Here is a 21,717-nt window from a genome sequence, read left to right as displayed (position 1 = left end):
GCTTCATGCCCGGTAAGCGACGAGCACGGCTCCTCCCGCAATCATCACGACGCCGAGCCAGTTTGGCAGCGTCAGGCGTTCGCCCAGGAACAGCACGGCAAAGGCGGCCACGAACATGACGGATAGCTTGTCGATCGGGGCGACGCGGGCAGCATCTCCGAGCTTCAGAGCGCGGAAATAGCAAATCCACGACGCGCCGGTGGCAAGACCCGAGAGCACCAGGAAGAGCCAACTCCTGCTCGACACCGAAGACGGCGCCTGCCAGTTGCCCGATATGGAGACCATCATCGCCGCCGCCAGCAGGATGACCACGGTGCGAATGAAGGTCGCGAAGTCGGAATTGACGTTCTCGACGCCGACCTTGGCGAAAATCGCCGTGAGCGCTGCAAAGCCGGCGGAAAGAAGCGCCCAAAGCGGCCAGCTTATCAGAAGGCTTTTCATGCGGCGTTGCACCTCTATGCTAAGGCAGATCAGACCTTCAGCTCGCGCCGCTCGCGCTCGGTTACCATGGCGAGGTCCAGCACCTTCTGCAGGTTGGCGGCGTGGCGGAAGTTAGGGTCGGGCTGGACGCCGCTGGCCACGGCCTCGGCAAAACGCTCGTAATTGGTCGCCACCGGTTCGACCTCGATCTGCGTCCAGGTGGCGGTTTCGACACCCTCGCCGAGGCAGCCATGCAGCTCGGAACCGTTGGGACGATGGATGACCTCAAGGCTACCTTTTTCGCCGTAGATGCGCAGCTTCAGCTCGTTCAGATGACCTGTCGCCCAGCGGCTGGCATGGATGACGCCGAGCGCGCCATTGGCGAAATCGACGGACATGGTGAAGCTGTCATTGGCATCCAGCATATATTCGCCGATCTGTCCGCCCGGCGCCTTATTGAAGGTCTTCAATCGTGCAAAGACGTGGTCGATGTCGGTCGCTGCGCCGTAGGCGGCGAAATCGAGGATATGGATGCCGACATCGCCAAGTACGCCGTTCGAGCCGTGGCCGGTGGAAAGCCGCCACAGCCAGGTCGATTCCGTGCGCCAATCGCCCCAGGCCCGCGATACCAGCCAGCTCTGGAGATAGGAGGCTTCCACATGCCGGATCGTGCCGAGCTCGCCTGATAGCACCATCTCGCGGGCGCGCTGCAACGGCGCGACATTGCGATAGGTCAGGTTCACCATGTTGATGACGCCGGCCTTCTCAGCCGCCTCCGTCATTTCAAGCGCCTTCGCATAGTTCTCCGCCAGCGGCTTTTCGCAGAACACATGTTTGCCAGCCGCAATCAGCGCCATGGTCGTCGGGTGATGAATGCGGTCGGGCGTGACGTTCGTCGCCGCATCGAATTCACCCCAGGCGATCGCCTCTTCCAGCGAAAGAAACCGCTTTTCGATGTTGAACTTGTCGGCGAAGGCCGAAAGCCGCTCGGGATCGGTGTCGACGGCGCCGACGACCGTCACGCCGTCGATGAGGGAGAAGCGGGCGAGCTGGTTCTTCGCCATCACGCCCGTGCCAAGAACGAGTAGTCGCATGGATGCTCCTCAGCGGTAACCGGCTTCGCCGGCCTGGTGCAGTTTCGGGCCGCGTTCGACGATCGGCTCCAGTGCCTTTTCTACCGGCACATTTGGAGCGTCGGTAATACCAGTCAACGCTGCTTCAGGGTTATAGGCCCACTTGACGCCGTTGATCAGCACCTTCTGGATGGTGGCGTCATGATAGGTCGGATAGGTCTCGTGGCCGGGGCGGAAATAGAAGATGTTGCCGGCGCCGCGCCGCCAGGTCAGGCCCGAGCGGAACACCTCGCCGCCCTGGAACCAGGAGATGAACACCGTTTCAAGCGGCTCCGGCACCGAGAACTGCTCGCCGTACATTTCCTCGTTCTCGAGCTCGAAATGCTCGCCGATGCCGGCGGCGATCGGGTGGCGCTGGTTGATCGTCCACAGCCGCTCGCGCTCGCCCGCCTCGCGCCATTTCAGCGCGCAGGGCGTGCCCATCAGCCGCTTGAAGATCTTGGAGAAATGGCCGGAATGCAGCACCAGCAGGCCCATGCCTTCCCAGACGCGCCTGGCGACCCGCTCGACGACGACGTCGGAGACCGCGCCATGATCCTTGTGGCCCCACCAGGTCAAGACGTCGGTCTCGGCGAGGCGGGCTTCGCTCAGACCATGTTCCGGCTCCTGCAGCGTCGCCGTCGTCGCCGAGATGGCAGGATCGGCATTCAGCGCATCGGCGATCGTCGTGTGCATGCCTTCGGGATAGATGCCGCGGACGATCGCATTGGTGGTCTCGTGGATATTCTCTCCCCAGACGACGGTGCGAATGGCCATGATGTGCTCCTGTAGAAACTGGAAGTATCGATAGGCGGGAGATTCAAAGCGCTTTGGAAAACCGCGCTGGCTGCGCCTTGTCTCCTCCACATCTCAGCAACACATAGACCTTTGTCAGGAATTTGACAAAGGGGAAAATTTACCCGCCGAAGATCGAAAATCCGTCTAGAAATATCACAGCAATATCAATGGGAAATTGATTTCGAGAAGAGATTGACGACGACAACGCCTGAAATGATCAGCCCGAGCCCGACAATCGCCGGCAGATCGAGACGCTGCTTGAAGAAGACCAGACCGACCGAGGAAATCAGCACGATTCCCAAAGCGCTCCAAATTGCATAGGCGATGCCGACAGGAATGCTTTTCAGCGTCAGCGACAGGCAATAGAAGGCGGCCGCATAACAGGCGACGACGAGCACCGTCGGCCCGATACGGGTGAACTGCTGCGACAGCTGCAGCGCGGTCGTGCCGATGACCTCGAGCACGATGGCGGCAAACAACAGCCCGTAGACGGCAGCCTGGCTCATGGCGAAATTCCTTCGGATTATTTCCCGGTCAGTTCGACAAGGCGGTCGATGAGGTCCCGCCTCAGAACGCCGTCGATATCGTGGCTTTCCAGCGTATCTGCAAACCACAGCCCATCGGCGGCGAAACGCACGAGCTGCGCGTCGAGGGACGAATCGGTGCCGACATATTCTTCCGCCCGCGCCTGCACCCATTGGCGCCAGCGAAGGCGCAGCCGGGGTTCGGCAAGAAGCGCGATCGTCACCTGCGTCCAGCTCCTGGAATCGTCGGGACGATCCTTGAGACCGGATACGGCCATCACATAGGCGCGGGTAAAACGGCCCTGCGGCAGCGGATCGCCACGCATCAGTTCCTCTATATCGGCGTCGAACTTTTCGAGCAGGCTCTCGAACAGGGCGTCAAGCAGCGCATTCTTCGTCGGAAAGTGATGCAGCAGCCCGCCCTTGCTGACGCTGGAGGCGGCGGACACCGCATCGAGCGTGACCGCGGCCATGCCTTCGCTGGCAGCAAGGCGCGCCGCGACATCCAGCAACTGCTGGCGCACGAGGACAGGCTGTTTCTTGCGATGATGAGCGTTCGACATGCAATTAAAAGATACCGTCCGGACGGTTTTGTCAAGAAGAATCGGTTGAAACCCTTGCGGTGCCGGCATTATGCGCGAAATGCCGCGGCAGCTTGATGACAGTTGCGATCATTTCACCCCCGGTGCATGAAGGTCGGCAGACGGGGATGACATCTGGGATGGTTTCGTGAGCGAGAAGGTCACCACTCTATATGAAGCGATCGGCGGCGATCCTGTCGTGCGGGCGCTGACGCACCGCTTTTACGAGCTGATGGACAGGCTGCCGGAGGCACGCCACGTGCGCGCCGTGCACCCGCCGAGCCTTCACGGCAGCGAAGAGAAATTCTACGAATATATGAGCGGCTATCTCGGCGGCCCGCCGCTCTATACCGACAAACGCGGCCATCCGCGCCTGCGCAGCCGCCATTTCGTCGCCGAGATCGGCCCCATCGAGCGCGACGAGTGGCTGTTCTGCTTCCGCCGCGCCCTCGACGAGACGATATCAAGCCAGGCGCTGCGCGATCTCATCTGGGCGCCGGTTGAGCGGCTCGCCTATCACATGCAGAACAAGGAATGACCATGAGCCCGAATGCGCGTCTGGAGCCAGTGCTCTATCTTTTTGCCGGCCTGTTCGGCGTCGCCGGCGTGGCTCTTGCTGCACTTGCCGCTCATGGCGGCGGCGAAGCCAACCTGGCGGCATCCGCATCCGCCATGTGCCTCGCGCACGCTCCTGCGCTGCTGGCATTGGCTCTTGGCACTGCCAAGCTCAAAACCGCCTGGCTGGCCGGTTTGCTCATGATTGTCGGAACGCTGCTCTTTGCCGGCGACCTCATGACCCTGCGTTTCACCGGCGCCGGCCTCTTCTCCTATGCCGCCCCCACCGGTGGCTGGGCGATGATGCTGGGGTGGTTGGCCGTTGCCGCCGGCGCCGTCTTGCGCGAACGGCGTTGAGGAAGTTGGGAAGCTTGACTTCCCGGTTCTGAGGATGGGCCACATCAGAGTAGCCATCCGCAAATTGGGCGGCTGTCGGGAAGCCCTACCTCTCCTCCCTCATTCCTGTGACAAGCACAGGAATGAGGGAGGAGAGGAATGCCTCGCCTTCCCCCTGCAAAATCGCACGAACCCAGTTATATGCCCTCGATGACGTTGAAGCCTTCGAAAACAGGCGGGCCCTTGTACATGGCCTTGCGGTCGCCGGCATTGCGGTGCGCCGCGCGAAAATTCTCGGACTTCGTCCAGTTCTGGAAATCCGCTTCGCTCGTCCAGACTGTGTGCGAGGAATAGAGCGTGTAGCCCTCCTCTTCGCTGGCCTTGCCGCGCAGCAGGCGGAATTCGACGAAACCGGGCACTTCGGCCAGGCTGGAATCGCGATTGCGCCAGACTGTCTCGAAATCACCTTCGTTCCCGACTGCGACCTTGAAGCGGTTCATTGCGATATACATGCGATCTCCTTACGCCTTCCTCTTACCGGCCCTTGCCGCATACGAGGGAAAGGCGAGAACATTATTGCCGTTTGCCGCCGCCGGGCCAAGCGGTTTCGCCGTCGCTTCTCCGGGCATGCGCGCCTCCCAGGTCGGAAACAGCGCCACGTTCTGGTAGACCTCCTGGCGCTCGGCATGCTGCCGGAAAACTTCGTAGAGCTCGGGCACGAGGCCCTCGCCCGTCTGCGCGGCAAGCTTGTGCAGGCCGATCATGGTGAAACCGTCGGGACGCTGATCGTTCATCGGGTATTGTCTCGCTCGTTCATCGTATTCAGCGCGCGCTCCAGGCTGGACTTGCTGCCGTTGCGAAGCGGGATGAAGGCCTTGCCGAACTTTTTGCAGCCGGTCTTCACGCGCAGGCAGGCATCGTGGCTGATACAGTCGATCGGGCAGAAGACGCAGTCGACCGAAGGCAGCACAGTGTCGATGCGGGACACCGCCTCGCGCAGGCCGCCGTCGTGATGAATGAGTTCGGCACCGAAATTGCTGGCGATCTGGCGAAGATGCGCCACCTGGCAGTCGCGGCCGCCGACATACAGGAAACTGCGGCCATCCAGTTTGGATCGCCCGGCGGATGCCTGAGCAACACCCTCGCCCGCGACATCGCGGACCTCCCGGTTCGATCCCTTCTTGCCCTTGCGAGCCATATACCACCCGTTCACTCGTTGATCGTCACACGATTCCTGCGTGTGCGGGTGGACCTTATTAAACTTGATTTTTAGAGTAAAGTATAAAGTTGATTATTTTTATCATATTTATCGGGCAGTGACCTGGACTGGAAAAGTGTACGAGCGCGAGGATCCAGCCCAGTCATCCGGCATAGCGGGAAGGTTGCAAGAAGCGATCCGGGAAATAACGGCGCTATCCACCTCGGCCAACCCCGAACCTCGGACCAGGCCCGACGCGGTGATATTTCCATTGCGGTTGATCGTGATGCGAACATTCAGGGACGCCGACTCGCGACGATACCGCGATTCAATCCGGTCAACGCAACGAAACAGTCGCGAGACGAGCTTGCCTTTGTAATTGGCTTCGGAGGCACCCCCAGTTCCAATCCTTCCGCCCGAGGTGCGTGAATTATTGTCGGAGTTTGCGTCCGCCTGCCCATCGGCGGCGCCCCTGCGCGCCTCCTGTTTGGCATCCCCCTCGGAACCCTGCGCCTTCTTCGGAGGTTGCTTTTTCTCCACCGGCTTCTTTTCAACCAGTTTTTCCGACTTTGGTTTTGGCATAGGCATGACGATCTCTGCCGGCGGCTCAGGCTCCGGAGAAATTGCGGCCGTCTCAACAGGTTTGATCTCTTCCGGCTCGGCTTGCATCGCGGCTGCGATGGGTGGCTCCGCGGATGTTATCGGCATCTCCGGGGATTGCTCCGGCACTATTGCTGACATCGGCTGTGCGACTGAAGTTTCCGCGGGGCTTTCCGATACGAGGACTTCCGGTTCTGCGGTTGTCACCGTCTCAGCCGACTGACGTGTAACCTCCTGCGTGGGCTGAACAGCTTCGACAGGCTCCGCGTCAGTCGGCTGGACAGCCTCCGGCTGTAATTCTGCGGTCTCGACTGGCCTGACCGTGTCGGGTTCAACCGCTTCGGGAACGACTTCTTCCTGTATAGTCACCTCGGTCTCGCCGGCTGCGCTCTGATCGGCGTCGGAACTCCCGAGCATGACGACGCTGATCGCTTCGCCTGCCTCCATCAGCGTCTCATCCGAGGGTTTGGGCATAACCGCAAGCAAGGTGACGACCAACGCGGTATGAAAAAAGAACGAGCCGACACAACTCAGCGTCAACCGTCGCCGCATCGGCTTCTTCTCGTCATCCTGCTTTTCCACCGCCGCATCCATCGGCGGCGCAGAGAGCGGAGCGGCCGGCGCTGTTTCCGGATGGTCGGGAAAGGAGGATATCTGCGCAAAGCGCGTGTAATGGATCACCGTTTCGCCGGCCGGCTGCCGCTGCGCGTTGCGCAATTCGGAAAGCTCGTGGCCGGGATGGACGCCCGGAACATTGTCGTTCAGGCTGCTATCGGCGTCCGTCTCCCCGATGAGCACCTGTCTCGATCTGGACTTCGCTGAAATCGCCATTAGTTACGCCTCGGACAGCCTGAAACATGTCCGCCGGGGTTCATCCCCGGCGTTATCTTAGCCCTCGAAGGGAACAGAAATCTGCGAGCGGGTGACGAGACCCTTCATGCATTCGCCCGCCGCCGGCCCGTCACAAACAGGCGTGTCGTTGATGAGGATGCGCGTCACGCTCTCGCATTTGACATTCGGCATATCGAACTGGCGCACCCGCTTCTTGCCCTGCGGCAGATCGCGGAAATCGAGCACGGTGATGCGGTCGACGGCATTCTTGTCGTTGAAGAAGGCAAGCTCGAAGGAGACCTTGTTGATGGCGGCGGGCAGCTGGTTCAGCGCCACGAAGGTCATCATGCAGCCCTTCTGCGAGGGCGCCAGCGCATTGAGTTCGACATCGAGGGAGGTTGCCGGTGCCGCCTCCTGCGCCTGACATACGCTTGAAAACGTCATCGCCATGCCGGCCGCAACAGCCGCAAACCTACCTGTCATAAAACCTTCTCCGTCATCGTCGCGCGCCGCCGGCAGGCAGCTCGTATCAGCAATTTCGAAAACTTGACCGTATTAGTCTCCTATTGCGTCTTTAAAAAACTATGAGTAAGAAAGTCAAGATAAATGTCATCACAACCGGGGCGCCGATCCCCGGCCTCACGGAATTGCCAACCGAAATGATGGTTGAAAAGCCAGATAATTTTAAGCACGTGCCGCTGCCGAGCGAACCCGCGGCGCAGCACCGGATCGTCGAAAGCGCGGATCTTTTCCGCGGCACGAACGAGATCATGATCAGACACGACGGCGTGATCTATCGCCTGAAGATCACCCGCCAGGGCAAGCTCATTCTCAATAAGTAGGCCAATAGTAGGTAACACATGACCGAACAGACAAGACCGGCGCCAGCCGAAATCCGTGCGTTTCGCGCCGAAAACCCGAAGCTGCGCGAGCGCGATATCGCCGCCCAGCTGAAGATTTCCGAGGCAGCCCTCGTCGCCGCCGAAACCGGCATCAGCGTCACCCGCATCGATGGCAGCGCGCTGAAGTTTCTCGAACGCGTGGCGAGCCTCGGCGAAGTGATGGCGCTGTCGCGCAATGAAAGTGCCGTGCACGAAAAGATCGGCATCTTCGAAAACATCAAAAGCGGCGCGCAGGCCGCCATCGTTCTCGGTGAGAATATCGACCTGCGCATCTTCCCGAGCCGTTGGGAACACGGCTTCGCCGTATCCAAGACGGATGGCGACCAGGTGCGCCTCAGCCTGCAATATTTCGACAAGGCGGGTACCGCCGTGCACAAGGTGCACCTGCGCCCGAATTCGAATGTCGAGGCCTATCATGCGATGGTCGCCGCGTTGAAGCTGGAAGACCAGTCGCAGGACTTCGTCGAGACCGAGACCGCAAATATCGTCGACGAACCCGCCGACGTCAGCCGCGACGAGCTGCGCGACAACTGGAGCAGGCTCACCGACACCCACGAGTTCTTCGGCATGCTCAAGCGCCTGAAGATCGGCCGCCAGGCGGCCGTGCGCAGCGTCGGCGACGACTATGCCTGGAAGCTCGACAACAGCGCCACGGCGGAGATGATGCATGCCTCGGTGAAATCCGGCCTGCCGATCATGTGCTTCGTCGCCAATGACGGCATCGTCCAGATCCATTCCGGCCCGATCTTCAACGTCCAGGCCATGGGTCCCTGGATCAATATCATGGACCCGACCTTCCATCTGCATCTGCGCCAGGATCACATCGCCGAGACCTGGGCCGTGCGCAAGCCGACCAAGGACGGCCACGTTACTTCGCTGGAGGCTTACAATACGCAAGGCGAGATGATCATCCAGTTCTTCGGCAAGCGGAAGGAAGGTTCCGACGAACGCGCCGAGTGGCGCGAGATCATGGAAAATCTGCCGAGGGCAGCAAGTGTCGCCGCATAAGGATCGCAACGATGACCATGCGTAACAATCTGCGAGGGATTCGCCCTTGGCAGCTGGCCCTGACGGCGGCCGTCATGGCGCTGCCGCTGATCCCGTCGGCACCGGCGGTCAAAGGCTTCGCCTTCGTCCGCGCCGCCCATGCCGAGGACAAGAAGCTCGACACGTCGCGCCTGGTTTCGGTCGGCGGCGATATCACCGAGATCGTCTATGCGCTCGGCGAGGAAAGCCGGCTGATCGCCCGCGACACGACGAGCATCTACCCCGAGGCGGCGCTGAAGCTGCCCAACGTCGGCTACATGCGGGCGCTCTCGCCGGAAGGTATCCTTGCCATGAACCCGACGGCGATCATCGCCGTCGAGGGTTCGGGCCCGAAGGAGGCGCTGGCCGTCCTGAAGAATGCCAGCGTGCCCTTCGAGACTGTGCCGAGCCCCTTTACCCGCGACGGCATCATCGCCAAGATCGACCGTGTGGGCACGCTGCTCGGCGTGCCCGACAAGGCGAAGGCGCTTGAACAAAAAGTGGCGTCCGATCTCGACGCGGCGATCACTGAGGCCGAAAAGCGTCCGCAGGCCGAGCGCAAGCGCGTTCTCTTCATCCTCAGCGCCCAGAACGGCCGGATCATGGCATCGGGCACCGGCACGGCGGCCGACGGCATCGTCAAGCTCGCCGGCGCCATCAACGCCGTCGGCGCATTCCCGGGTTACAAGCCGCTGACGGACGAGGCGATCATCGAAGCCAAGCCCGACATCATCCTGATGATGAACCGCGGCGACGGCGCCGGCACCAAGAACGAGGACCTGCTGGCCCAGCCGGCGATCGCGCTGACACCGGCTGGCGAGAAGAAGGCGATCATCCGCATGGACGGCATCTACCTGCTCGGCTTCGGCCCGCGCACCGCAGCCGCCGCGCGTGAGCTCAACGCGGCGATCTACGGGGGCTGATCATGGCCCTGCCGCAAGCCATGATGGAACGAAGGCGACCATTCCCGATGGCGGAGATCCGCGTAAACCGGCAGGCGGGCGACAGAACGCGGCTCGCCTTGCTGGTCATCGCGCTGCTCGCCATCGGCTCGGTCTTCTCGATGCTGTTTTCGGTGACGACGGGCGCCTCGGATGCCTCGATCCTCGACGTTATCGGCAACATGGCCGGCTCCGAGACGGCGCTCAGCACGCGCGACCGGATCATCATCTTCGACATCCGCCTGCCGAGAGCGATCCTCGGCTTCCTGATCGGCGCCTCCCTGGCGGTTTCCGGCACGGTGATGCAGGGCCTGTTCCGCAATCCGCTGGCCGATCCCGGCCTTGTCGGCGTCTCCTCCGGTGCAAGCCTCGGCGCCGTCACCATGATCGTGCTCGGCGGCAGCCTTGCGGCGCCGCTTCAGGCGCTCCTCGGCATCTATGCCCTGCCGGCGGCCGCCTTTGGCGGCGGTCTCGTCACAACGCTGCTGCTTTACAGGATCGCCACCCGCCAGGGTCAGACCTCGGTGGCAACGATGCTGCTGGCCGGCATCGCTCTCAGCGCGCTTGCCCTGGCGATGACGGGTCTGCTGATCTACATGGCCAACGACCAGCAGCTGCGCGACCTGACATTCTGGAGCATGGGCTCGCTGGCCGGCGCCACATGGACGAAGATCGCCGCCGCCAGCCCGATCATTCTCCTGTCCTTCACCGCCCTGCCCTTCATGGCGCGCGGCCTCAATGCCATCACGCTTGGCGAGGCCGCCGCCTTTCATATGGGCGTACCGGTGCAGCGGCTGAAGAATGTCGCTGTCGTCGGCGTCGCCGCGGCGACCGGCGCATCCGTCGCCGCCAGCGGCGGCATTGGTTTCGTCGGCATCGTCGTGCCGCATATCCTGCGCATGGCGATCGGCCCGGACCATCGTTTCCTGCTGCCGGCCGCAGCCCTTCTCGGCGGCTCTCTGCTGATCTCCGCCGATGTCCTGGCCCGCACCCTGGTCGCCCCGGCCGAGCTGCCGATCGGCATTATCACCGCGGCGGTCGGCGGGCCGTTCTTCCTGTGGATTCTGCTGAGGCAGCGTTCGCGCCTTGCCCTGTGAGTGCTGTCGTGAGTGACGAGATGATCGAAGTTTCCGGCCTTTCCGTGCGCCTTTCCGGCAAATCGATCATCAACGAGGTCGCCTTCACGGCAAAGGCCGGCGAGCTGACGGCGATTGCCGGGCCGAACGGCTCCGGCAAGACGACGACGATGAAAGCCATCTCAGGCGAGCTTGCTTATGGTGGCTCGGTGCGCATCGGCGGCGACGAGGTGAAAGAGCTGAAGCCCTGGCGCCTTGCCGCCCTTCGCGGCGTGCTGCCGCAGGCAAGCACCATCTCCTTTCCCTTCACCGTGCGCGAGATCGTCCGCATGGGCCTGACATCGGGCGTCAACCTCGATCCCGACAAGGCCGAGCAGACGGCGGCGGCAGCACTTGCATCGGTCGACCTGACCGGCTTCGAAGGCCGTTTCTATCAGGAACTCTCCGGCGGCGAGCAGCAGCGCGTTCAGCTTGCCCGCGTGCTCTGCCAGATCGCCGAGCCCGTCGTCGACGGCAAACCCTGCTGGCTGCTGCTCGACGAGCCGGTCTCGAGCCTCGACATCAGCCACCAGCTGACGATCATGACGCTTGCCCGCAATTTCTGCGAACGCGGCGGCGGCGTCATCGCCGTCATGCATGATCTCAACCTGACGGCGCTCTTTGCCGACCGCATCGTGCTGATGAAATCCGGCCGCCTCGCCGCCGCCGGCAGCATCGGTGACGTGTTGACGGATGAAACGATGCTGTCGGTTTTCGGCTGCGCGCTGCGGATCAACCAGGTGCCGGCCGACGGCACGCCCTTCGTGCTCGCCCACAGCGCCATTTCCGAGCGCTAACCGCCGTATGCGGCGGAACTTTTGACCGCCCGGCACGTTTTCGGCAGTGATCTGGGTCAATGCCGGGCGATATCTCTTATGCAACGGACGGTGGTGACCCCAGTGCGAAATAGGCGGGCTTGCGCGCGCCCCAGCCAATGGAGACAGCCATGAGCTATTCAATCTTCCAGTCCGGCCGCAGCCGCCGCAACGGCACCTTCCACAATCTGGAATCCGGCATCGAGGAGCAGATCGAGGCGTTGCGCGACGACCTCGCGGAACTGACGCGCCTCGTCGGCAAGAGCTCGCGTCACCAAAGCGAGAAAATCCGCAGCCAGGCCGGCGCCGGTTATGAGGAATTGCTCGGCCGCAGCGAGGATCTGCTGCGCGAATTGCAGCACGGCTATGAACGCGGCACGACGGAAATGCGCGAAACCGTGCGCAAACATCCGCTGGCAACCATCGGCGCCGCAGCCGTTTTCGGCCTGGCCATCGCCTTCCTCGCCCGCCGCTGAGGAAGCGCGATGCTGTCGATCCTCAGCCTGCTGACGGGCGCAAGCGTGCACCGGACCGTTGCGCGCGCCAAGCGCAATAGCATCTTCATCGCGCTTGCCGCACTTTTTCTCCTCACCGCCTACGCGCTGGCCGTCACCGCCGGCGCCATCTGGCTCGCCGGCATCTACGGCCCGGTCGGCGCTGCTCTCTTCCTCGCCGCCTGCGCGCTGCTGATCGCCATCATTGCACTGGTGGTGATGGCGGTGATGAATGCCCAGGAGAAGCGCCGCGCCCGCGAACGCCGCGCGGCACTGGAATCTCTGGCGACAGTGGGCCTCGGCCTCGTCCGCGCCCAGCCGCTGCTGACCGCCGGTGTGCTGGCGGCGATCGTCGCCGCCAATCTGGTGGGGACGAAGCGGGAGGATTGATGGCTGGGACAAGGCGTCCACCCTGACCCCTTTGCCAAAACCAGGGAGAAGACCACTCAATTGGTATGGGATGGATGCTTTAACGGTTCATCCCATCTCTCCAGCCTTCAGTTTCCTGGTGTCCGGAGCGGCGCGCGAAGTCCACTCATGCTTCGGCCGTTGAGCATCAAGCCGGAGGAGTCTGGGGCAGGCCAGAGCCGGATAGCTGCTCTACAGTCCGATTGCCAGCCCCTCGGGAGAGTTTTATCTCGAGTGGGTATTGGCTATGCCACGTTGTATGCGGTTTAACAGTTCGTGGAGAACTGCTCATGAACGCCGGTACTCCTCCTCGTGCGCCAGTGAAAAAATAGGCAAGGACGGTCAGCCCATCCTCCCTCATTCCTGTGCTCGCAACAGGGATCCAGCAAAGGAGCGTCCGCGCCGTGAATGAATTGATCACCGAAAAAAGTCTTTCGCGCCCAAGGACTTGGGCTCACTGGATTCCTGTGACGAGCACAGGAATGAGGGAGGAGAGGTGGTGCCCGAATGGCGATCGCCCATTGAAGGCGGCCATTCCTACGCAACGCCCGGGTCGCACAGCAACAGGGCAACCGGCTTCTCAATCACTCCTTAAAACGCAAACGCCTTTGACGTCAGCGGCGCCGAGGTGGCGTCGGGGCCGAAATCGGCTTCGCCTGAAATCTGCAGCAGTTCCTGCAGCCGCTGGCGGGCGCGGTTGACGCGGCTCTTGATGGTGCCGACGGCGCAGCCGCAGATTTCGGCCGCTTCCTCGTAGGAAAAACCCGAGGCACCGACGAGGATGATCGCCTCGCGCTGATCCGGCGGCAGCTGGTCGAGCGCCTTCTTGAAGTCCTGCAGATCGAGGGCGCCGTATTGCGAGGGGTGCATCGCCATCGATTCCGTGAACAGCCCGTCGCTGTCCTGGATCTCGCGGCCGCTCTTGCGCATCTGGCTATAGAGTTCGTTACGCAGGATCGTGAAGAGCCAAGCCTTCATATTGGTGCCCATCTCGAAATGATCCTGCTTGGCCCAGGCCTTCATGATGGTGTCCTGGACGAGATCATCGGCACGATCATGCCGCCCGATCAGCGAAATGGCGAAGGCGCGGAGACTTGGGAGGGCCGCCAGCAGTTCCCGCTTGAAGCTGGGTTGCGCTTTATCTTCCATGCGCATGATCCTATTCGGCCATCTTGGCAGAAGCCATCATTTCGGCATGGTCAAGCTTTTCGAGAAGGTCGAGGAAACGATCGGGAATCGCCTCCTCCTGCGCGGAGGCATAGAGCGACCGCAGCCTGACGCCGATCTGATTGTTCGGGTCCAGGATATCGCTTGCCCGCAGCTCCAGCTTGCGCTGATCGGCTGCATCTTTCTTGCGTGTCGTCATCAATTCGTCTTCTCGCCGGTTGTCTGTTGGGGCGCGCACGGGGCTGATCGCGATTTCAACCATCGACACCGAGCCTTCGCTTGTCGATGTCGCTGGCATATTTTGCTGGATGGGTCAAAACGCTACGCCCTTTCTTCGTCGGCTTGATAATGCGGCGCGACAAAAAAAGTTCCTGCCGTTCCGGAACTTTTTTATCAAGGCGGCGTTAATCGGTCATTGGAGCCAATGACCGGCCTGCATACGGGAGCCCTTAATGACACTTTCCACTCGAATTGCGCCGCACCTGCCTTATCTGCGCCGCTATTCCCGCGCCCTTACCGGCACTCAGACTTCGGGCGACGCTTATGTCGCCGCCGTTCTCGAAGCTATCATCGCCGATCTCACCATTTTCCCGGATACGGCGAATGACCGGGTGGCACTCTACAAACTGTTTACACAATTGTTTGGTTCCACCGCCGTCCAGATTCCGGAGCCGACCTCTCCCTATGCCTGGGAACAGCGCGCCACCTTGAACCTTTCGAAGGTTTCGCCGGGCGCCCGTCAGGCCTTCCTGCTTGCCTCCGTGGAGAATTTTCGCGTTGCCGAGATCGGCGAAATCCTGGAACTCGACGAACAGGACGTCATGCGTCTGCTCGACATGGCCTCGCAGGAGATTTCCCGTCAGGTCGCGACCGACATCATGATCATCGAGGACGAACCGCTGATCGCCATGGATATCGAGCAAATGGTCGAAAGCCTCGGCCATCGCGTCACCGGCATTGCCCGCACCCATGCCGAGGCAGTGGCGCTCTACAACAAGACCAAACCGAGCATGGTGCTGGCCGACATCCAACTGGCCGACGGCAGCTCCGGCATCGACGCCGTCAACGACATTCTCAAGACCTCGAGCGTGCCGGTGATCTTCATTACCGCCTTCCCGGAAAGGCTTCTGACCGGCGAGCGCCCGGAACCGACTTTCCTTGTTACCAAGCCGTTCAACCCAGACATGGTCAAGGCGTTGATCAGCCAAGCTCTTTTCTTCAACGAATCGACCAGAGTGGCCGCCTGAGACGCAATTTTCCGGCCTTCGGAACCAAATCGCCAAAGCAGACGTTCCGGTGCTACCGGGACGCTCCGCTGCTTTAACGGTTTTTGCAGCGCTTTGTTCTAAAGTTGACGGGCGGCGTCTCTATGGGCGCTTCCTTCAGCAACGTTCAAGATGTCACAAGGAAAGGCGGCCGAGTGAGTACGACTGAACCATTGTCCGGCATGCCTTTTACCTTCGAGGGCAAAGCCGCAATGATGGAGCGCGCGCTCGGCAGCGCCGGGATTTCAATCCTCTGCCAGGATGCCCGGCTGGCAATCTTCTATGCCGAAAATCTGCCGCCGCATTTCGCTGCACTTTTCACGCCCGGCGACGGTGATGCTGCCCTGTTCGGCGACGCGCACGGCCGGTATCTGACGGCGCTGAAAAACAAGGTGCTGGAAACCGGTATGCCCAACAATGCCGAGGTCGAGATCGACGTCGACGGCGAAATGCGCACCTATGAGTTGAAGATCCAGCGCACCGGCAAACGCGGCACCCATGGACTTCTGTCGGTGATGGCGGAAGTCACCGAAAGCCGGCATCGTGAAAAAGTCCTGAAATCGCTGTTGCGCGAACTTTCGCACCGCTCCAAGAATCTTCTCGCCATCATCCAGGGCATCGCCACGCAGACGGCGCGCAACACGCTCTCCCTCGACAGCTTCCTGCTCAAATTCCGCGGACGGCTGCAATCGCTGTCCAACTCGCAGGATCTGATCACCGATTCAAGCTGGCGCGGTGCCTATCTCTTCGAACTGGCCGAAAAGCAATTCGCTCCCTACTGGCCGGAAACGGCCGGCTCCATGCCGATCTACGGCATCAATGCCCATCTGACTCCGAATGCCGCCGTGCATCTCGGGCTCGCCCTCCACGAACTCATCGTTAACTCCGCCTCCTATGGCGCGATCTCAGGTGGCGCCGCCTCGATCACCTTGAATTGCCGCGACGCCATGATCGGCGACAGGAAGGCGATCGAAGTCACCTGGGCCGAGGTGCTGCAGAACCAGGCGGAAGTCCACGAATTCAGCGACAACAGCTTCGGCCGCACTGTGCTCGAGCGTGTCGTGCCCTCGTCGGTCAACGGCAAGGCGGAGCTGAACCTCGTTCCCGGCCGCATCGAATATCGTCTGACCATTCCGGAAACCGAATTCGAGATTTTCAAGCGCGTGTGAGAGTCTGGGAAAAGCCTGGGAAACAGGAACCGGCGAACGGAAAAACAGCCGGTGCGAGGGCGGCGCACCGGCTGTCTTCACTCACCGGGAGGGGACCGTGAGTACGTCCGGATAGTGGGTTGGGGGCGCGCATGTTGGGTCGATGCGATCACCATCCGGATATCGCAATAACGCCAACCTCGGACATTGGTTCCCTCCGCCGGCAAAAAAATTCGACTTTTTTGAATCTTTTTTCGGATGCCCGTCTCCGGCGGCTCGCCTGATCATTTCAACGACAGACACCCCTGAAAATTAAGTCGATAAAACAGCCACTTACCAGTCGAGACTCAAGACGGGCTCGTCAAAATTTTACCGTTTGATAAATTTTTAAACCTGAGTTACGCTTTCTCTCACAGGCCGTTTACCAATAATGAGGGAACTTCAATGGAACGACTGGAAACCGGGATTCATGCCGGCCGGCTTTCGCCCGCCGAGTATGAGGCTAATTTTTCCGATCTTCATCCGCGCCTCGACAATCATGAGGCGCTGGTCGCCGCCGATCGCTGTTATTTCTGTTATGACGCGCCGTGCATGACGGCCTGTCCCACCTCAATCGACATTCCGCTGTTCATCCGCCAGATTTCGACCGGCAATCCGCTGGGCTCGGCCAAGACGATCTTCGATCAGAACATCCTCGGCGGCATGTGCGCCCGCGTCTGTCCCACCGAAGAACTCTGCGAACAGGCCTGTGTGCGCAACACCGCCGAAGAGCGCCCCGTCGAGATCGGCCGCCTGCAGCGCTACGCGACCGATGCCGCCATGCAGGCCGGCAGGCAGTTCTATGCCAGGGCCGAAGCATCCGGCAAGACGATCGCCGTCGTCGGCGCGGGACCGGCCGGCCTTGCTGCGGCCCATCGTCTGGCCGTGAAGGGCCATTCGGTCGTCATCTATGACGGCAGGGAAAAATCCGGCGGCCTCAACGAATATGGCATCGCCACCTATAAGGCGGTCGACGATTTCGCCCAGAAGGAAGTCGATTACGTCCTCTCGATCGGCGGCATCGATGTCCGCCACGGCGCGCTTCTCGGCCGCGATTTTTCGCTCGCCGATCTGCAGGCGCAATATGACGCCGTCTTCCTCGGCATCGGCCTTGCCGGCGTCAATGCTCTGCGCATCGACGGCGAAAACCTCGCCGGCGTCGAGGACGCCGTCGATTTCATCGCCGCACTCCGCCAGGCCGATGACAAGAGCCAAATCGCCGTCGGCCGCCGTGTCGTCGTTCTTGGCGGCGGCATGACGGCGATCGACGCCGCCGTGCAGGCAAAGCTGCTCGGGGCCGAGGAAGTGACGATCTGTTATCGCCGCGGCAAGGAGCAGATGAACGCCTCGGAATACGAGCAGGATCTGGCAAGCTCCAAGGGCGTCATCATCCGCCACTGGCTGGCGCCCAAATCGATCCTGTCGCAGGACGGCAAGGTCGCCGCGATCGAAGTTGAGTACACCAAGCTTGTCGAAGGCCGCCTTATCGGCACCGGCGAGACCGGCGTCATCGCCGCCGACCAGATCTTCAAGGCGATCGGCCAGAGCTTTGATGCCTCCGGCCTCGGTTCGCTGCGCATGGAATCCGGCCGTATCGCCGTCGATGTCGAAGGCCACACCTCGCTCGACGGCGTCTGGGCCGGCGGCGACTGCGTCTTCGGCGGCGACGATCTCACGGTTTCCGCCGTCGCCCATGGCCGCGACGCGGCTGAATCCATCCATCGCACCCTGTCCGCAGCCGCCGCTCCGGCTGTCGCGGTCGCTTGAAGGGGAGAATGAACAATGGCTGATCTCAGCAATAATTTCGTCGGCATCAAGTCGCCCAACCCGTTCTGGCTAGCCTCCGCGCCGCCGACCGACAAGGCCTACAACGTCGAGCGCGCCTTCAAAGCGGGCTGGGGCGGCGTGGTCTGGAAGACGCTCGGCGAGGAAGGCCCGCCGGTCGTCAACGTCAACGGCCCGCGTTACGGCGCGATCTTCGGCGCAGACCGCCGCCTGCTCGGCCTGAACAATATCGAGCTCATCACCGACCGCGACCTCTACACAAACCTCCGGGAAATGAAGCAGGTCAAGATGAACTGGCCGGATCGGGCGCTGATCGCCTCGATCATGGTGCCTTGCGAGGAACAGGCGTGGAAATCGATCCTGCCGCTCGTCGAAGAGACCGGCGCCGACGGCGTCGAACTCAATTTCGGCTGTCCGCACGGCATGTCGGAGCGCGGCATGGGCTCCGCCGTCGGCCAGGTGCCGGAATATATCGAAATGGTCGTGCGCTGGTGCAAGCAGTACACCCGCATGCCCATCATCACCAAGCTGACGCCGAACATCACCGATGTCCGCCGTCCGGCCCGCGCCGCCAAGGCCGGCGGCACCGATGCCGTCTCGCTGATCAACACGATCAACTCGATCGTCTCCGTCGATCTCGACAACTTCGCCCCCAACCCGACGGTCGGCGGCAAGGGCAGCCATGGCGGTTATTGCGGCCCGGCCGTCAAGCCGATCGCCCTGAACATGGTGGCCGAGATCGCCCGTGATCCCGAAACCTACGGCCTGCCGATATCAGGCATCGGCGGCATCACCACCTGGCGCGACGCTGCCGAATTCCTCGTTCTCGGCGCCGGCAACGTCCAGGTCTGCACCGCCGCCATGACCTACGGCTTCAAGATCGTGCAGGAGATGATTTCGGGCCTCTCCGACTGGATGGACGAGAAGGGCCACCGCAATCTCGACGACATTACCGGCCGCGCCGTCCCCAACGTCACCGACTGGCAGTATCTGAACCTCAACTACATCGCCAAGGCGAAGATCGACCAGGATGCCTGCATCAAATGCGGCCGCTGCCACATCGCCTGCGAGGACACCTCCCACCAGGCGATCACCAACGTCGTCAACGGCCTGCGTCATTTCGAAGTGATCGAAGAGGAATGCGTCGGCTGCAATCTCTGCGTCAACGTCTGCCCGGTCGAGAACTGCATCACCATGGAACCGCTGGCTGCCGGCACCCTCGATAAACGCACCGGCCGCACCGTCGACCCGAACTACGCCAACTGGACGACGCATCCGAACAACCCGATGGCCCGCCAGGCCGCGGAGTGATCGGCCTGCAACGCCGCGGAGAAGTTTAATCCGCGGCGTTGCACTGAGCCCGCAATGGCTCTAGGGGGATCATGCTGCACCATCGCAGCGTGTAACCGAGAGGAGGCAGCCATGGCTCGCAAACACCTCACCGACTTCAGCTTTTGAGGTTACGTCGAAACGGCGTAAATCCTTCCCGTCCGAAGCCCGGGTCAAGACCGGCTCGCAGATCGTTCATGGCGACGTCGAACTGATCGAAAAACTCGGCCGCAACGATCCCTGTCCCTGCGGCTCCAGGAGGCGGTTTTCAAGAATTGCTGCCTGCGATCCGGCCGCTTTGACGGCATCGAACGGGATCACTATTTTTAGAGACCGCGATTGAACGTGGACGGCGCCCTCCATCGAAGGGCGCCGTCTATTATTGGCCCACAGCTTGAAAGCCTTGACCTCATTGCCTCGTTCGATGGTCCGGTTGGCGATGAAGCGTCCGGATTTGGCCGCCTCCTCTTTTTCAACCTTAATTTGATGCAACATCGCTTCGAGACGCCGAAGCGCCAGGGCCTTGTTCCGGTGCTGCGAGCGTTCGTCACGCGCCGTCACCACCAGGCCGGTCGGTCGATGCAGAATACGAACGGCGCTGTCGGTCGTATTCTGGTGCTGCCCGCCCGGCCCGCCGGCTCTCAGCGTCTCGAAACGCAGGTCGGCCGGATCGATCGTCACCTCACTACCCTCCGGCCCCGGTTCGATACGCTGAACCGCGACGTACCAGTTCTGCCGCTTGTGACCGGGACGCACCGAGCTCTTGAAGGTGAACCTGATCGTGCCGCAATAACCGTTGGCAATCCGCTCCGCCTCGAGACCATCGAGGCTGACGATCGCCGACTTCGCACCGTGTCGATCCGGCATCGGACCGAGGCTGGCCTCGAAAGTACAGCCAAGCGCGAGTGCCTCACGCTCGATGATGCCGAGAAGTGCGGCGAGCGCCATCCGGCACTCCACCGGACCGTTGCCCGACGTCACGAGAAGATCAATAGCGCTCATGACCGCGCCCTCCTTCCCTGCGATATTCAGGCTTTCGTCGGCGCTGTTCGACCTCCGCCTCATCAACCGCCTTCTTGAAGGTGACAAGCGGCCGCAGGCTGGCAAGCCCGACGATCAGCCCCGCCTTTTCGAGATCGCTCACCACCTGTCCGGCATCCTTGTAGGCCGACGCCGCTTCTTCGACGACGAGGGCACGATCGTCGCAGATCGCGATACCGCCCCAGGAATTGCGCAGCAACTGTTCGCGTTCGGACCGGTTGCGGCCGACCCGTCCATGCATGGTGGCGCGATCATATTTGCGGCCGGCCCCATGAGAAATGCCGCCGAGCGAACGGCCGATCTCGGCACTCGCGACAACGACATGGCTGAGGCTGGCCCGAGATCCCGCAATCGGCGCGAGTTCGCCGGGTGCGACGGCCGCAGCGCCCTTATAATGCACAAACCCGCGATCTGAGCGGCGAACGAGATTGTGCGGTATGTCGGCGATGAGACGCAGGTCGGCGCGAAGTGCTTGAGCCGCCCGTGTTGCGATCAGTCGCCGGTTCAGCGATGCCCAGGCAACGCAGCGGTCATGGTTCGCAAGCCAGGCAGCGCCCGCCTCCGAACCGGGATCGAGACCGGCGGCAAGTCCCGAATGAGCGGCCAATGCCTCCGAGAAAACCGCGGCGCCAAGGGCGCGCGAGCCGGAATGAACAAGCAGATAAAGGCCCTGATCGTCGAGACCGGCAGCGCGCCCGCCCTCGGCAACATATTCCACCGCCTGCAGCTCGCAAAAATGGTTGCCCCCGCCGATCGTGCCCAAGGCATCGGGCGCCAGATCGGCGGCAAGACCTATCTCGGTGAGCCACTCGCGCCCCTCTCCGATGGACTGTGTGTCGAGCCGGCGAAGCCGCTCCGCCGCCTTGTCGATCTTCAGCTTGCGCAACGGCAGATCGAGGCCGAACAGCGACATCCCGCAGCCGATATCGTTGCCGATCAGCAGCGGGTGCAGCCGAGATGACAGCAGCGCGACGCCGGTCGCACCATATTTGCCGGGATGCAGATCCGGAAAGGCGGCGATTTCCGAAACACCCGGCAGGCGCGACATCTCGTCGAGCTGGTCCAAGGCAGCGCCTTCGATCCAGGCAGAGCCGGAAAAGAAACGATTGATGACCGCCGAACCTGGCGCCGACATCATCGGGGAGCTTCCGCTCCCGATAGAATTGCCCATGATAATGAACTCTGGATATGAGTGGTCTTTCATCACCGGAAACGGCGATGTTCAACCGGCATCATCAGCCCGTTGGCCGACTTAAGCCGAAACCCTCTCGGGGCGTGCGGAGATAT

General features: G+C 61.8%; 28 protein-coding genes and 1 pseudogene. 15 read left to right on the top strand and 14 right to left on the bottom strand.

Features of this window, described 5'->3' with window-relative positions; translation table 11 throughout:
• Positions 1-3: 3 nt before the first annotated feature.
• From QMO80_RS18130 to QMO80_RS18110, 5 genes are all read right to left on the bottom strand, one after another.
• Positions 4-441, bottom strand: coding sequence for an EamA family transporter (locus QMO80_RS18130; protein WP_283197755.1), 438 nt, complete (start codon positions 439-441; stop codon positions 4-6).
• Positions 442-470: 29 nt separating this feature from the next.
• A complete protein-coding gene (locus tag QMO80_RS18125; protein ID WP_283197754.1) occupies positions 471-1,514 on the bottom strand; it encodes a Gfo/Idh/MocA family protein in 1,044 nt (347 codons plus the stop codon).
• A gap of 9 nt (positions 1,515-1,523) precedes the next feature.
• A complete protein-coding gene (locus tag QMO80_RS18120) occupies positions 1,524-2,309 on the bottom strand; it encodes a ThuA domain-containing protein (RefSeq protein ID WP_283197753.1) in 786 nt (261 codons plus the stop codon).
• A 185-nt stretch (positions 2,310-2,494) separates the two neighbouring features.
• Positions 2,495-2,836 carry a multidrug efflux SMR transporter gene (locus QMO80_RS18115; protein ID WP_049731616.1) on the bottom strand — a complete coding sequence of 114 codons (342 nt, stop codon included), beginning with the start codon at positions 2,834-2,836 and terminating at the stop codon, positions 2,495-2,497.
• Between the two features lie 17 nt (positions 2,837-2,853).
• Positions 2,854-3,417 (bottom strand): TetR/AcrR family transcriptional regulator, encoded by a 564-nt coding sequence (locus QMO80_RS18110; RefSeq protein WP_283197752.1) that lies wholly within the window; start codon positions 3,415-3,417, stop codon positions 2,854-2,856.
• Positions 3,418-3,583: 166 nt separating this feature from the next.
• Here QMO80_RS18110 and QMO80_RS18105 point away from each other — a divergent pair, with 166 nt between their 5' ends.
• Together QMO80_RS18105 and QMO80_RS18100 are read left to right on the top strand one after the other, a co-directional pair.
• On the top strand, positions 3,584-3,973 hold the full coding sequence (locus QMO80_RS18105) for a group II truncated hemoglobin (protein ID WP_283197751.1): 390 nt from the start codon (positions 3,584-3,586) through the stop codon (positions 3,971-3,973).
• Positions 3,974-3,975: 2 nt separating this feature from the next.
• Positions 3,976-4,347 (top strand): DUF423 domain-containing protein, encoded by a 372-nt coding sequence (locus QMO80_RS18100; protein ID WP_283197750.1) that lies wholly within the window; start codon positions 3,976-3,978, stop codon positions 4,345-4,347.
• A 176-nt stretch (positions 4,348-4,523) separates the two neighbouring features.
• On the opposite strand, the gene QMO80_RS18095 is transcribed toward QMO80_RS18100, so the two are convergent.
• The 5 genes from QMO80_RS18095 to QMO80_RS18075 all read right to left on the bottom strand — a co-directional run bounded on the left by QMO80_RS18095 (position 4,524) and on the right by QMO80_RS18075 (position 7,438).
• Complete coding sequence (locus QMO80_RS18095; protein ID WP_283197749.1) at positions 4,524-4,838, bottom strand: antibiotic biosynthesis monooxygenase; 315 nt, start codon at positions 4,836-4,838, stop codon at positions 4,524-4,526.
• Between the two features lie 9 nt (positions 4,839-4,847).
• On the bottom strand, positions 4,848-5,120 hold the full coding sequence (locus QMO80_RS18090; protein ID WP_283197748.1) for a hypothetical protein: 273 nt from the start codon (positions 5,118-5,120) through the stop codon (positions 4,848-4,850).
• The gene (locus tag QMO80_RS18085) at positions 5,117-5,524 is read right to left on the bottom strand and encodes a DUF2325 domain-containing protein (RefSeq protein WP_049731622.1); all 408 of its coding nucleotides are present in this window, start codon (positions 5,522-5,524) and stop codon (positions 5,117-5,119) included. The genes QMO80_RS18090 and QMO80_RS18085 overlap by 4 nt, the downstream gene beginning before the upstream one ends.
• Before the next feature lie 108 nt (positions 5,525-5,632).
• Complete coding sequence (locus QMO80_RS18080; protein WP_283197747.1) at positions 5,633-6,955, bottom strand: cell envelope integrity protein TolA; 1,323 nt, start codon at positions 6,953-6,955, stop codon at positions 5,633-5,635.
• Positions 6,956-7,012: 57 nt separating this feature from the next.
• Positions 7,013-7,438 carry a hypothetical protein gene (locus QMO80_RS18075; protein WP_184697204.1) on the bottom strand — a complete coding sequence of 142 codons (426 nt, stop codon included), beginning with the start codon at positions 7,436-7,438 and terminating at the stop codon, positions 7,013-7,015.
• A gap of 176 nt (positions 7,439-7,614) precedes the next feature.
• On the opposite strand from QMO80_RS18075, the gene hemP reads away from it, so the two are divergent.
• The 7 genes from hemP (at position 7,615) to QMO80_RS18040 (ending at position 12,638) form a co-directional block, all read left to right on the top strand.
• Positions 7,615-7,797, top strand: a complete 183-nt coding sequence (gene hemP / locus QMO80_RS18070) for a hemin uptake protein HemP (protein WP_283197746.1) — start codon at positions 7,615-7,617, stop codon at positions 7,795-7,797.
• Between the two features lie 18 nt (positions 7,798-7,815).
• Positions 7,816-8,865, top strand: a complete 1,050-nt coding sequence (locus tag QMO80_RS18065; RefSeq protein ID WP_283197745.1) for a hemin-degrading factor — start codon at positions 7,816-7,818, stop codon at positions 8,863-8,865.
• Between the two features lie 11 nt (positions 8,866-8,876).
• Complete coding sequence (locus QMO80_RS18060) at positions 8,877-9,806, top strand: hemin ABC transporter substrate-binding protein (protein WP_283197744.1); 930 nt, start codon at positions 8,877-8,879, stop codon at positions 9,804-9,806.
• Between the two features lie 2 nt (positions 9,807-9,808).
• A complete protein-coding gene (locus QMO80_RS18055; protein WP_283197743.1) occupies positions 9,809-10,921 on the top strand; it encodes an iron ABC transporter permease in 1,113 nt (370 codons plus the stop codon).
• 20 nt (positions 10,922-10,941) lie between these two features.
• Entirely contained in the window at positions 10,942-11,736 is a 795-nt protein-coding gene (locus tag QMO80_RS18050) for a heme ABC transporter ATP-binding protein (protein WP_283200219.1), read from the top strand.
• A gap of 149 nt (positions 11,737-11,885) precedes the next feature.
• Positions 11,886-12,230 carry a YqjD family protein gene (locus QMO80_RS18045; protein ID WP_010067268.1) on the top strand — a complete coding sequence of 115 codons (345 nt, stop codon included), beginning with the start codon at positions 11,886-11,888 and terminating at the stop codon, positions 12,228-12,230.
• Between the two features lie 9 nt (positions 12,231-12,239).
• A complete protein-coding gene (locus QMO80_RS18040) occupies positions 12,240-12,638 on the top strand; it encodes a hypothetical protein (RefSeq protein WP_283197742.1) in 399 nt (132 codons plus the stop codon).
• Between the two features lie 609 nt (positions 12,639-13,247).
• Here the strand turns inward: QMO80_RS18040 and QMO80_RS18035 are convergent.
• Both QMO80_RS18035 and QMO80_RS18030 read right to left on the bottom strand, forming a co-directional pair.
• The gene (locus QMO80_RS18035) at positions 13,248-13,805 is read right to left on the bottom strand and encodes an RNA polymerase sigma factor (RefSeq protein WP_003565924.1); all 558 of its coding nucleotides are present in this window, start codon (positions 13,803-13,805) and stop codon (positions 13,248-13,250) included.
• A 10-nt stretch (positions 13,806-13,815) separates the two neighbouring features.
• Positions 13,816-14,022: a NepR family anti-sigma factor gene (locus tag QMO80_RS18030; protein WP_097629193.1), complete on the bottom strand. Its 207-nt coding sequence runs from the start codon at positions 14,020-14,022 to the stop codon at positions 13,816-13,818.
• Here QMO80_RS18030 and QMO80_RS18025 point away from each other — a divergent pair.
• The 6 genes from QMO80_RS18025 to QMO80_RS33040 all read left to right on the top strand — a co-directional run bounded on the left by QMO80_RS18025 (position 14,009) and on the right by QMO80_RS33040 (position 19,732).
• Positions 14,009-14,251: a hypothetical protein gene (locus tag QMO80_RS18025; protein WP_131711332.1), complete on the top strand. Its 243-nt coding sequence runs from the start codon at positions 14,009-14,011 to the stop codon at positions 14,249-14,251. The genes QMO80_RS18030 and QMO80_RS18025 overlap by 14 nt on opposite strands.
• A gap of 24 nt (positions 14,252-14,275) precedes the next feature.
• Positions 14,276-15,070, top strand: coding sequence for a response regulator (locus QMO80_RS18020; protein ID WP_003581798.1), 795 nt, complete (start codon positions 14,276-14,278; stop codon positions 15,068-15,070).
• A gap of 191 nt (positions 15,071-15,261) precedes the next feature.
• Positions 15,262-16,257: a sensor histidine kinase gene (locus QMO80_RS18015; protein ID WP_283200218.1), complete on the top strand. Its 996-nt coding sequence runs from the start codon at positions 15,262-15,264 to the stop codon at positions 16,255-16,257.
• 423 nt (positions 16,258-16,680) lie between these two features.
• Positions 16,681-18,042, top strand: coding sequence for an NAD(P)-dependent oxidoreductase (locus tag QMO80_RS18010; RefSeq protein WP_283197741.1), 1,362 nt, complete (start codon positions 16,681-16,683; stop codon positions 18,040-18,042).
• A 15-nt stretch (positions 18,043-18,057) separates the two neighbouring features.
• Complete coding sequence (preA, locus tag QMO80_RS18005; RefSeq protein WP_283197740.1) at positions 18,058-19,371, top strand: NAD-dependent dihydropyrimidine dehydrogenase subunit PreA; 1,314 nt, start codon at positions 18,058-18,060, stop codon at positions 19,369-19,371.
• Between the two features lie 208 nt (positions 19,372-19,579).
• Positions 19,580-19,732, top strand: coding sequence for an SEC-C metal-binding domain-containing protein (locus QMO80_RS33040; RefSeq protein WP_369685942.1), 153 nt, complete (start codon positions 19,580-19,582; stop codon positions 19,730-19,732).
• A 62-nt stretch (positions 19,733-19,794) separates the two neighbouring features.
• Here QMO80_RS33040 and prfH read toward each other — a convergent pair.
• Both prfH and QMO80_RS17995 read right to left on the bottom strand, forming a co-directional pair.
• Positions 19,795-20,391: pseudogene (prfH, locus tag QMO80_RS18000) on the bottom strand (peptide chain release factor H); the annotation flags it as partial.
• On the bottom strand, positions 20,378-21,601 hold the full coding sequence (locus QMO80_RS17995) for an RNA ligase RtcB family protein (protein WP_369685925.1): 1,224 nt from the start codon (positions 21,599-21,601) through the stop codon (positions 20,378-20,380). The pseudogene prfH and the gene QMO80_RS17995, both read right to left, overlap by 14 nt.
• Positions 21,602-21,717: the final 116 nt, after the last annotated feature.

The organism is Rhizobium sp. BT03 (assembly GCF_030053155.1).
In the GTDB taxonomy this organism is placed as follows: Bacteria; Pseudomonadota; Alphaproteobacteria; order Rhizobiales; family Rhizobiaceae; genus Rhizobium.
This window is presented reverse-complemented; position numbering and strand designations above follow the sequence as displayed.

What these genes read in the sequence shown, in the direction of transcription:
- QMO80_RS18130 (WP_283197755.1), bottom strand. Translation starts at nt 441, where the DNA reads ATGAAAAGCCTTCTGATAAGCTGGCCGCTTTGGGCGCTTCTTTCCGCC.
- QMO80_RS18125 (WP_283197754.1), bottom strand. Translation starts at nt 1,514, where the DNA reads ATGCGACTACTCGTTCTTGGCACGGGCGTGATGGCGAAGAACCAGCTC.
- QMO80_RS18120 (WP_283197753.1), bottom strand. Translation starts at nt 2,309, where the DNA reads ATGGCCATTCGCACCGTCGTCTGGGGAGAGAATATCCACGAGACCACC.
- QMO80_RS18115 (WP_049731616.1), bottom strand. Translation starts at nt 2,836, where the DNA reads ATGAGCCAGGCTGCCGTCTACGGGCTGTTGTTTGCCGCCATCGTGCTC.
- QMO80_RS18110 (WP_283197752.1), bottom strand. Translation starts at nt 3,417, where the DNA reads ATGTCGAACGCTCATCATCGCAAGAAACAGCCTGTCCTCGTGCGCCAG.
- QMO80_RS18100 (WP_283197750.1), top strand. Translation starts at nt 3,976, where the DNA reads ATGAGCCCGAATGCGCGTCTGGAGCCAGTGCTCTATCTTTTTGCCGGC.
- QMO80_RS18095 (WP_283197749.1), bottom strand. Translation starts at nt 4,838, where the DNA reads ATGTATATCGCAATGAACCGCTTCAAGGTCGCAGTCGGGAACGAAGGT.
- QMO80_RS18090 (WP_283197748.1), bottom strand. Translation starts at nt 5,120, where the DNA reads ATGAACGATCAGCGTCCCGACGGTTTCACCATGATCGGCCTGCACAAG.
- QMO80_RS18085 (WP_049731622.1), bottom strand. Translation starts at nt 5,524, where the DNA reads ATGGCTCGCAAGGGCAAGAAGGGATCGAACCGGGAGGTCCGCGATGTC.
- QMO80_RS18080 (WP_283197747.1), bottom strand. Translation starts at nt 6,955, where the DNA reads ATGGCGATTTCAGCGAAGTCCAGATCGAGACAGGTGCTCATCGGGGAG.
- QMO80_RS18075 (WP_184697204.1), bottom strand. Translation starts at nt 7,438, where the DNA reads ATGACAGGTAGGTTTGCGGCTGTTGCGGCCGGCATGGCGATGACGTTT.
- hemP (WP_283197746.1), top strand. Translation starts at nt 7,615, where the DNA reads ATGATGGTTGAAAAGCCAGATAATTTTAAGCACGTGCCGCTGCCGAGC.
- QMO80_RS18065 (WP_283197745.1), top strand. Translation starts at nt 7,816, where the DNA reads ATGACCGAACAGACAAGACCGGCGCCAGCCGAAATCCGTGCGTTTCGC.
- QMO80_RS18060 (WP_283197744.1), top strand. Translation starts at nt 8,877, where the DNA reads ATGACCATGCGTAACAATCTGCGAGGGATTCGCCCTTGGCAGCTGGCC.
- QMO80_RS18055 (WP_283197743.1), top strand. Translation starts at nt 9,809, where the DNA reads ATGGCCCTGCCGCAAGCCATGATGGAACGAAGGCGACCATTCCCGATG.
- QMO80_RS18050 (WP_283200219.1), top strand. Translation starts at nt 10,942, where the DNA reads ATGATCGAAGTTTCCGGCCTTTCCGTGCGCCTTTCCGGCAAATCGATC.
- QMO80_RS18045 (WP_010067268.1), top strand. Translation starts at nt 11,886, where the DNA reads ATGAGCTATTCAATCTTCCAGTCCGGCCGCAGCCGCCGCAACGGCACC.
- QMO80_RS18040 (WP_283197742.1), top strand. Translation starts at nt 12,240, where the DNA reads ATGCTGTCGATCCTCAGCCTGCTGACGGGCGCAAGCGTGCACCGGACC.
- QMO80_RS18035 (WP_003565924.1), bottom strand. Translation starts at nt 13,805, where the DNA reads ATGGAAGATAAAGCGCAACCCAGCTTCAAGCGGGAACTGCTGGCGGCC.
- QMO80_RS18030 (WP_097629193.1), bottom strand. Translation starts at nt 14,022, where the DNA reads ATGACGACACGCAAGAAAGATGCAGCCGATCAGCGCAAGCTGGAGCTG.
- QMO80_RS18020 (WP_003581798.1), top strand. Translation starts at nt 14,276, where the DNA reads ATGACACTTTCCACTCGAATTGCGCCGCACCTGCCTTATCTGCGCCGC.
- QMO80_RS18010 (WP_283197741.1), top strand. Translation starts at nt 16,681, where the DNA reads ATGGAACGACTGGAAACCGGGATTCATGCCGGCCGGCTTTCGCCCGCC.
- preA (WP_283197740.1), top strand. Translation starts at nt 18,058, where the DNA reads ATGGCTGATCTCAGCAATAATTTCGTCGGCATCAAGTCGCCCAACCCG.
- QMO80_RS17995 (WP_369685925.1), bottom strand. Translation starts at nt 21,601, where the DNA reads ATGGGCAATTCTATCGGGAGCGGAAGCTCCCCGATGATGTCGGCGCCA.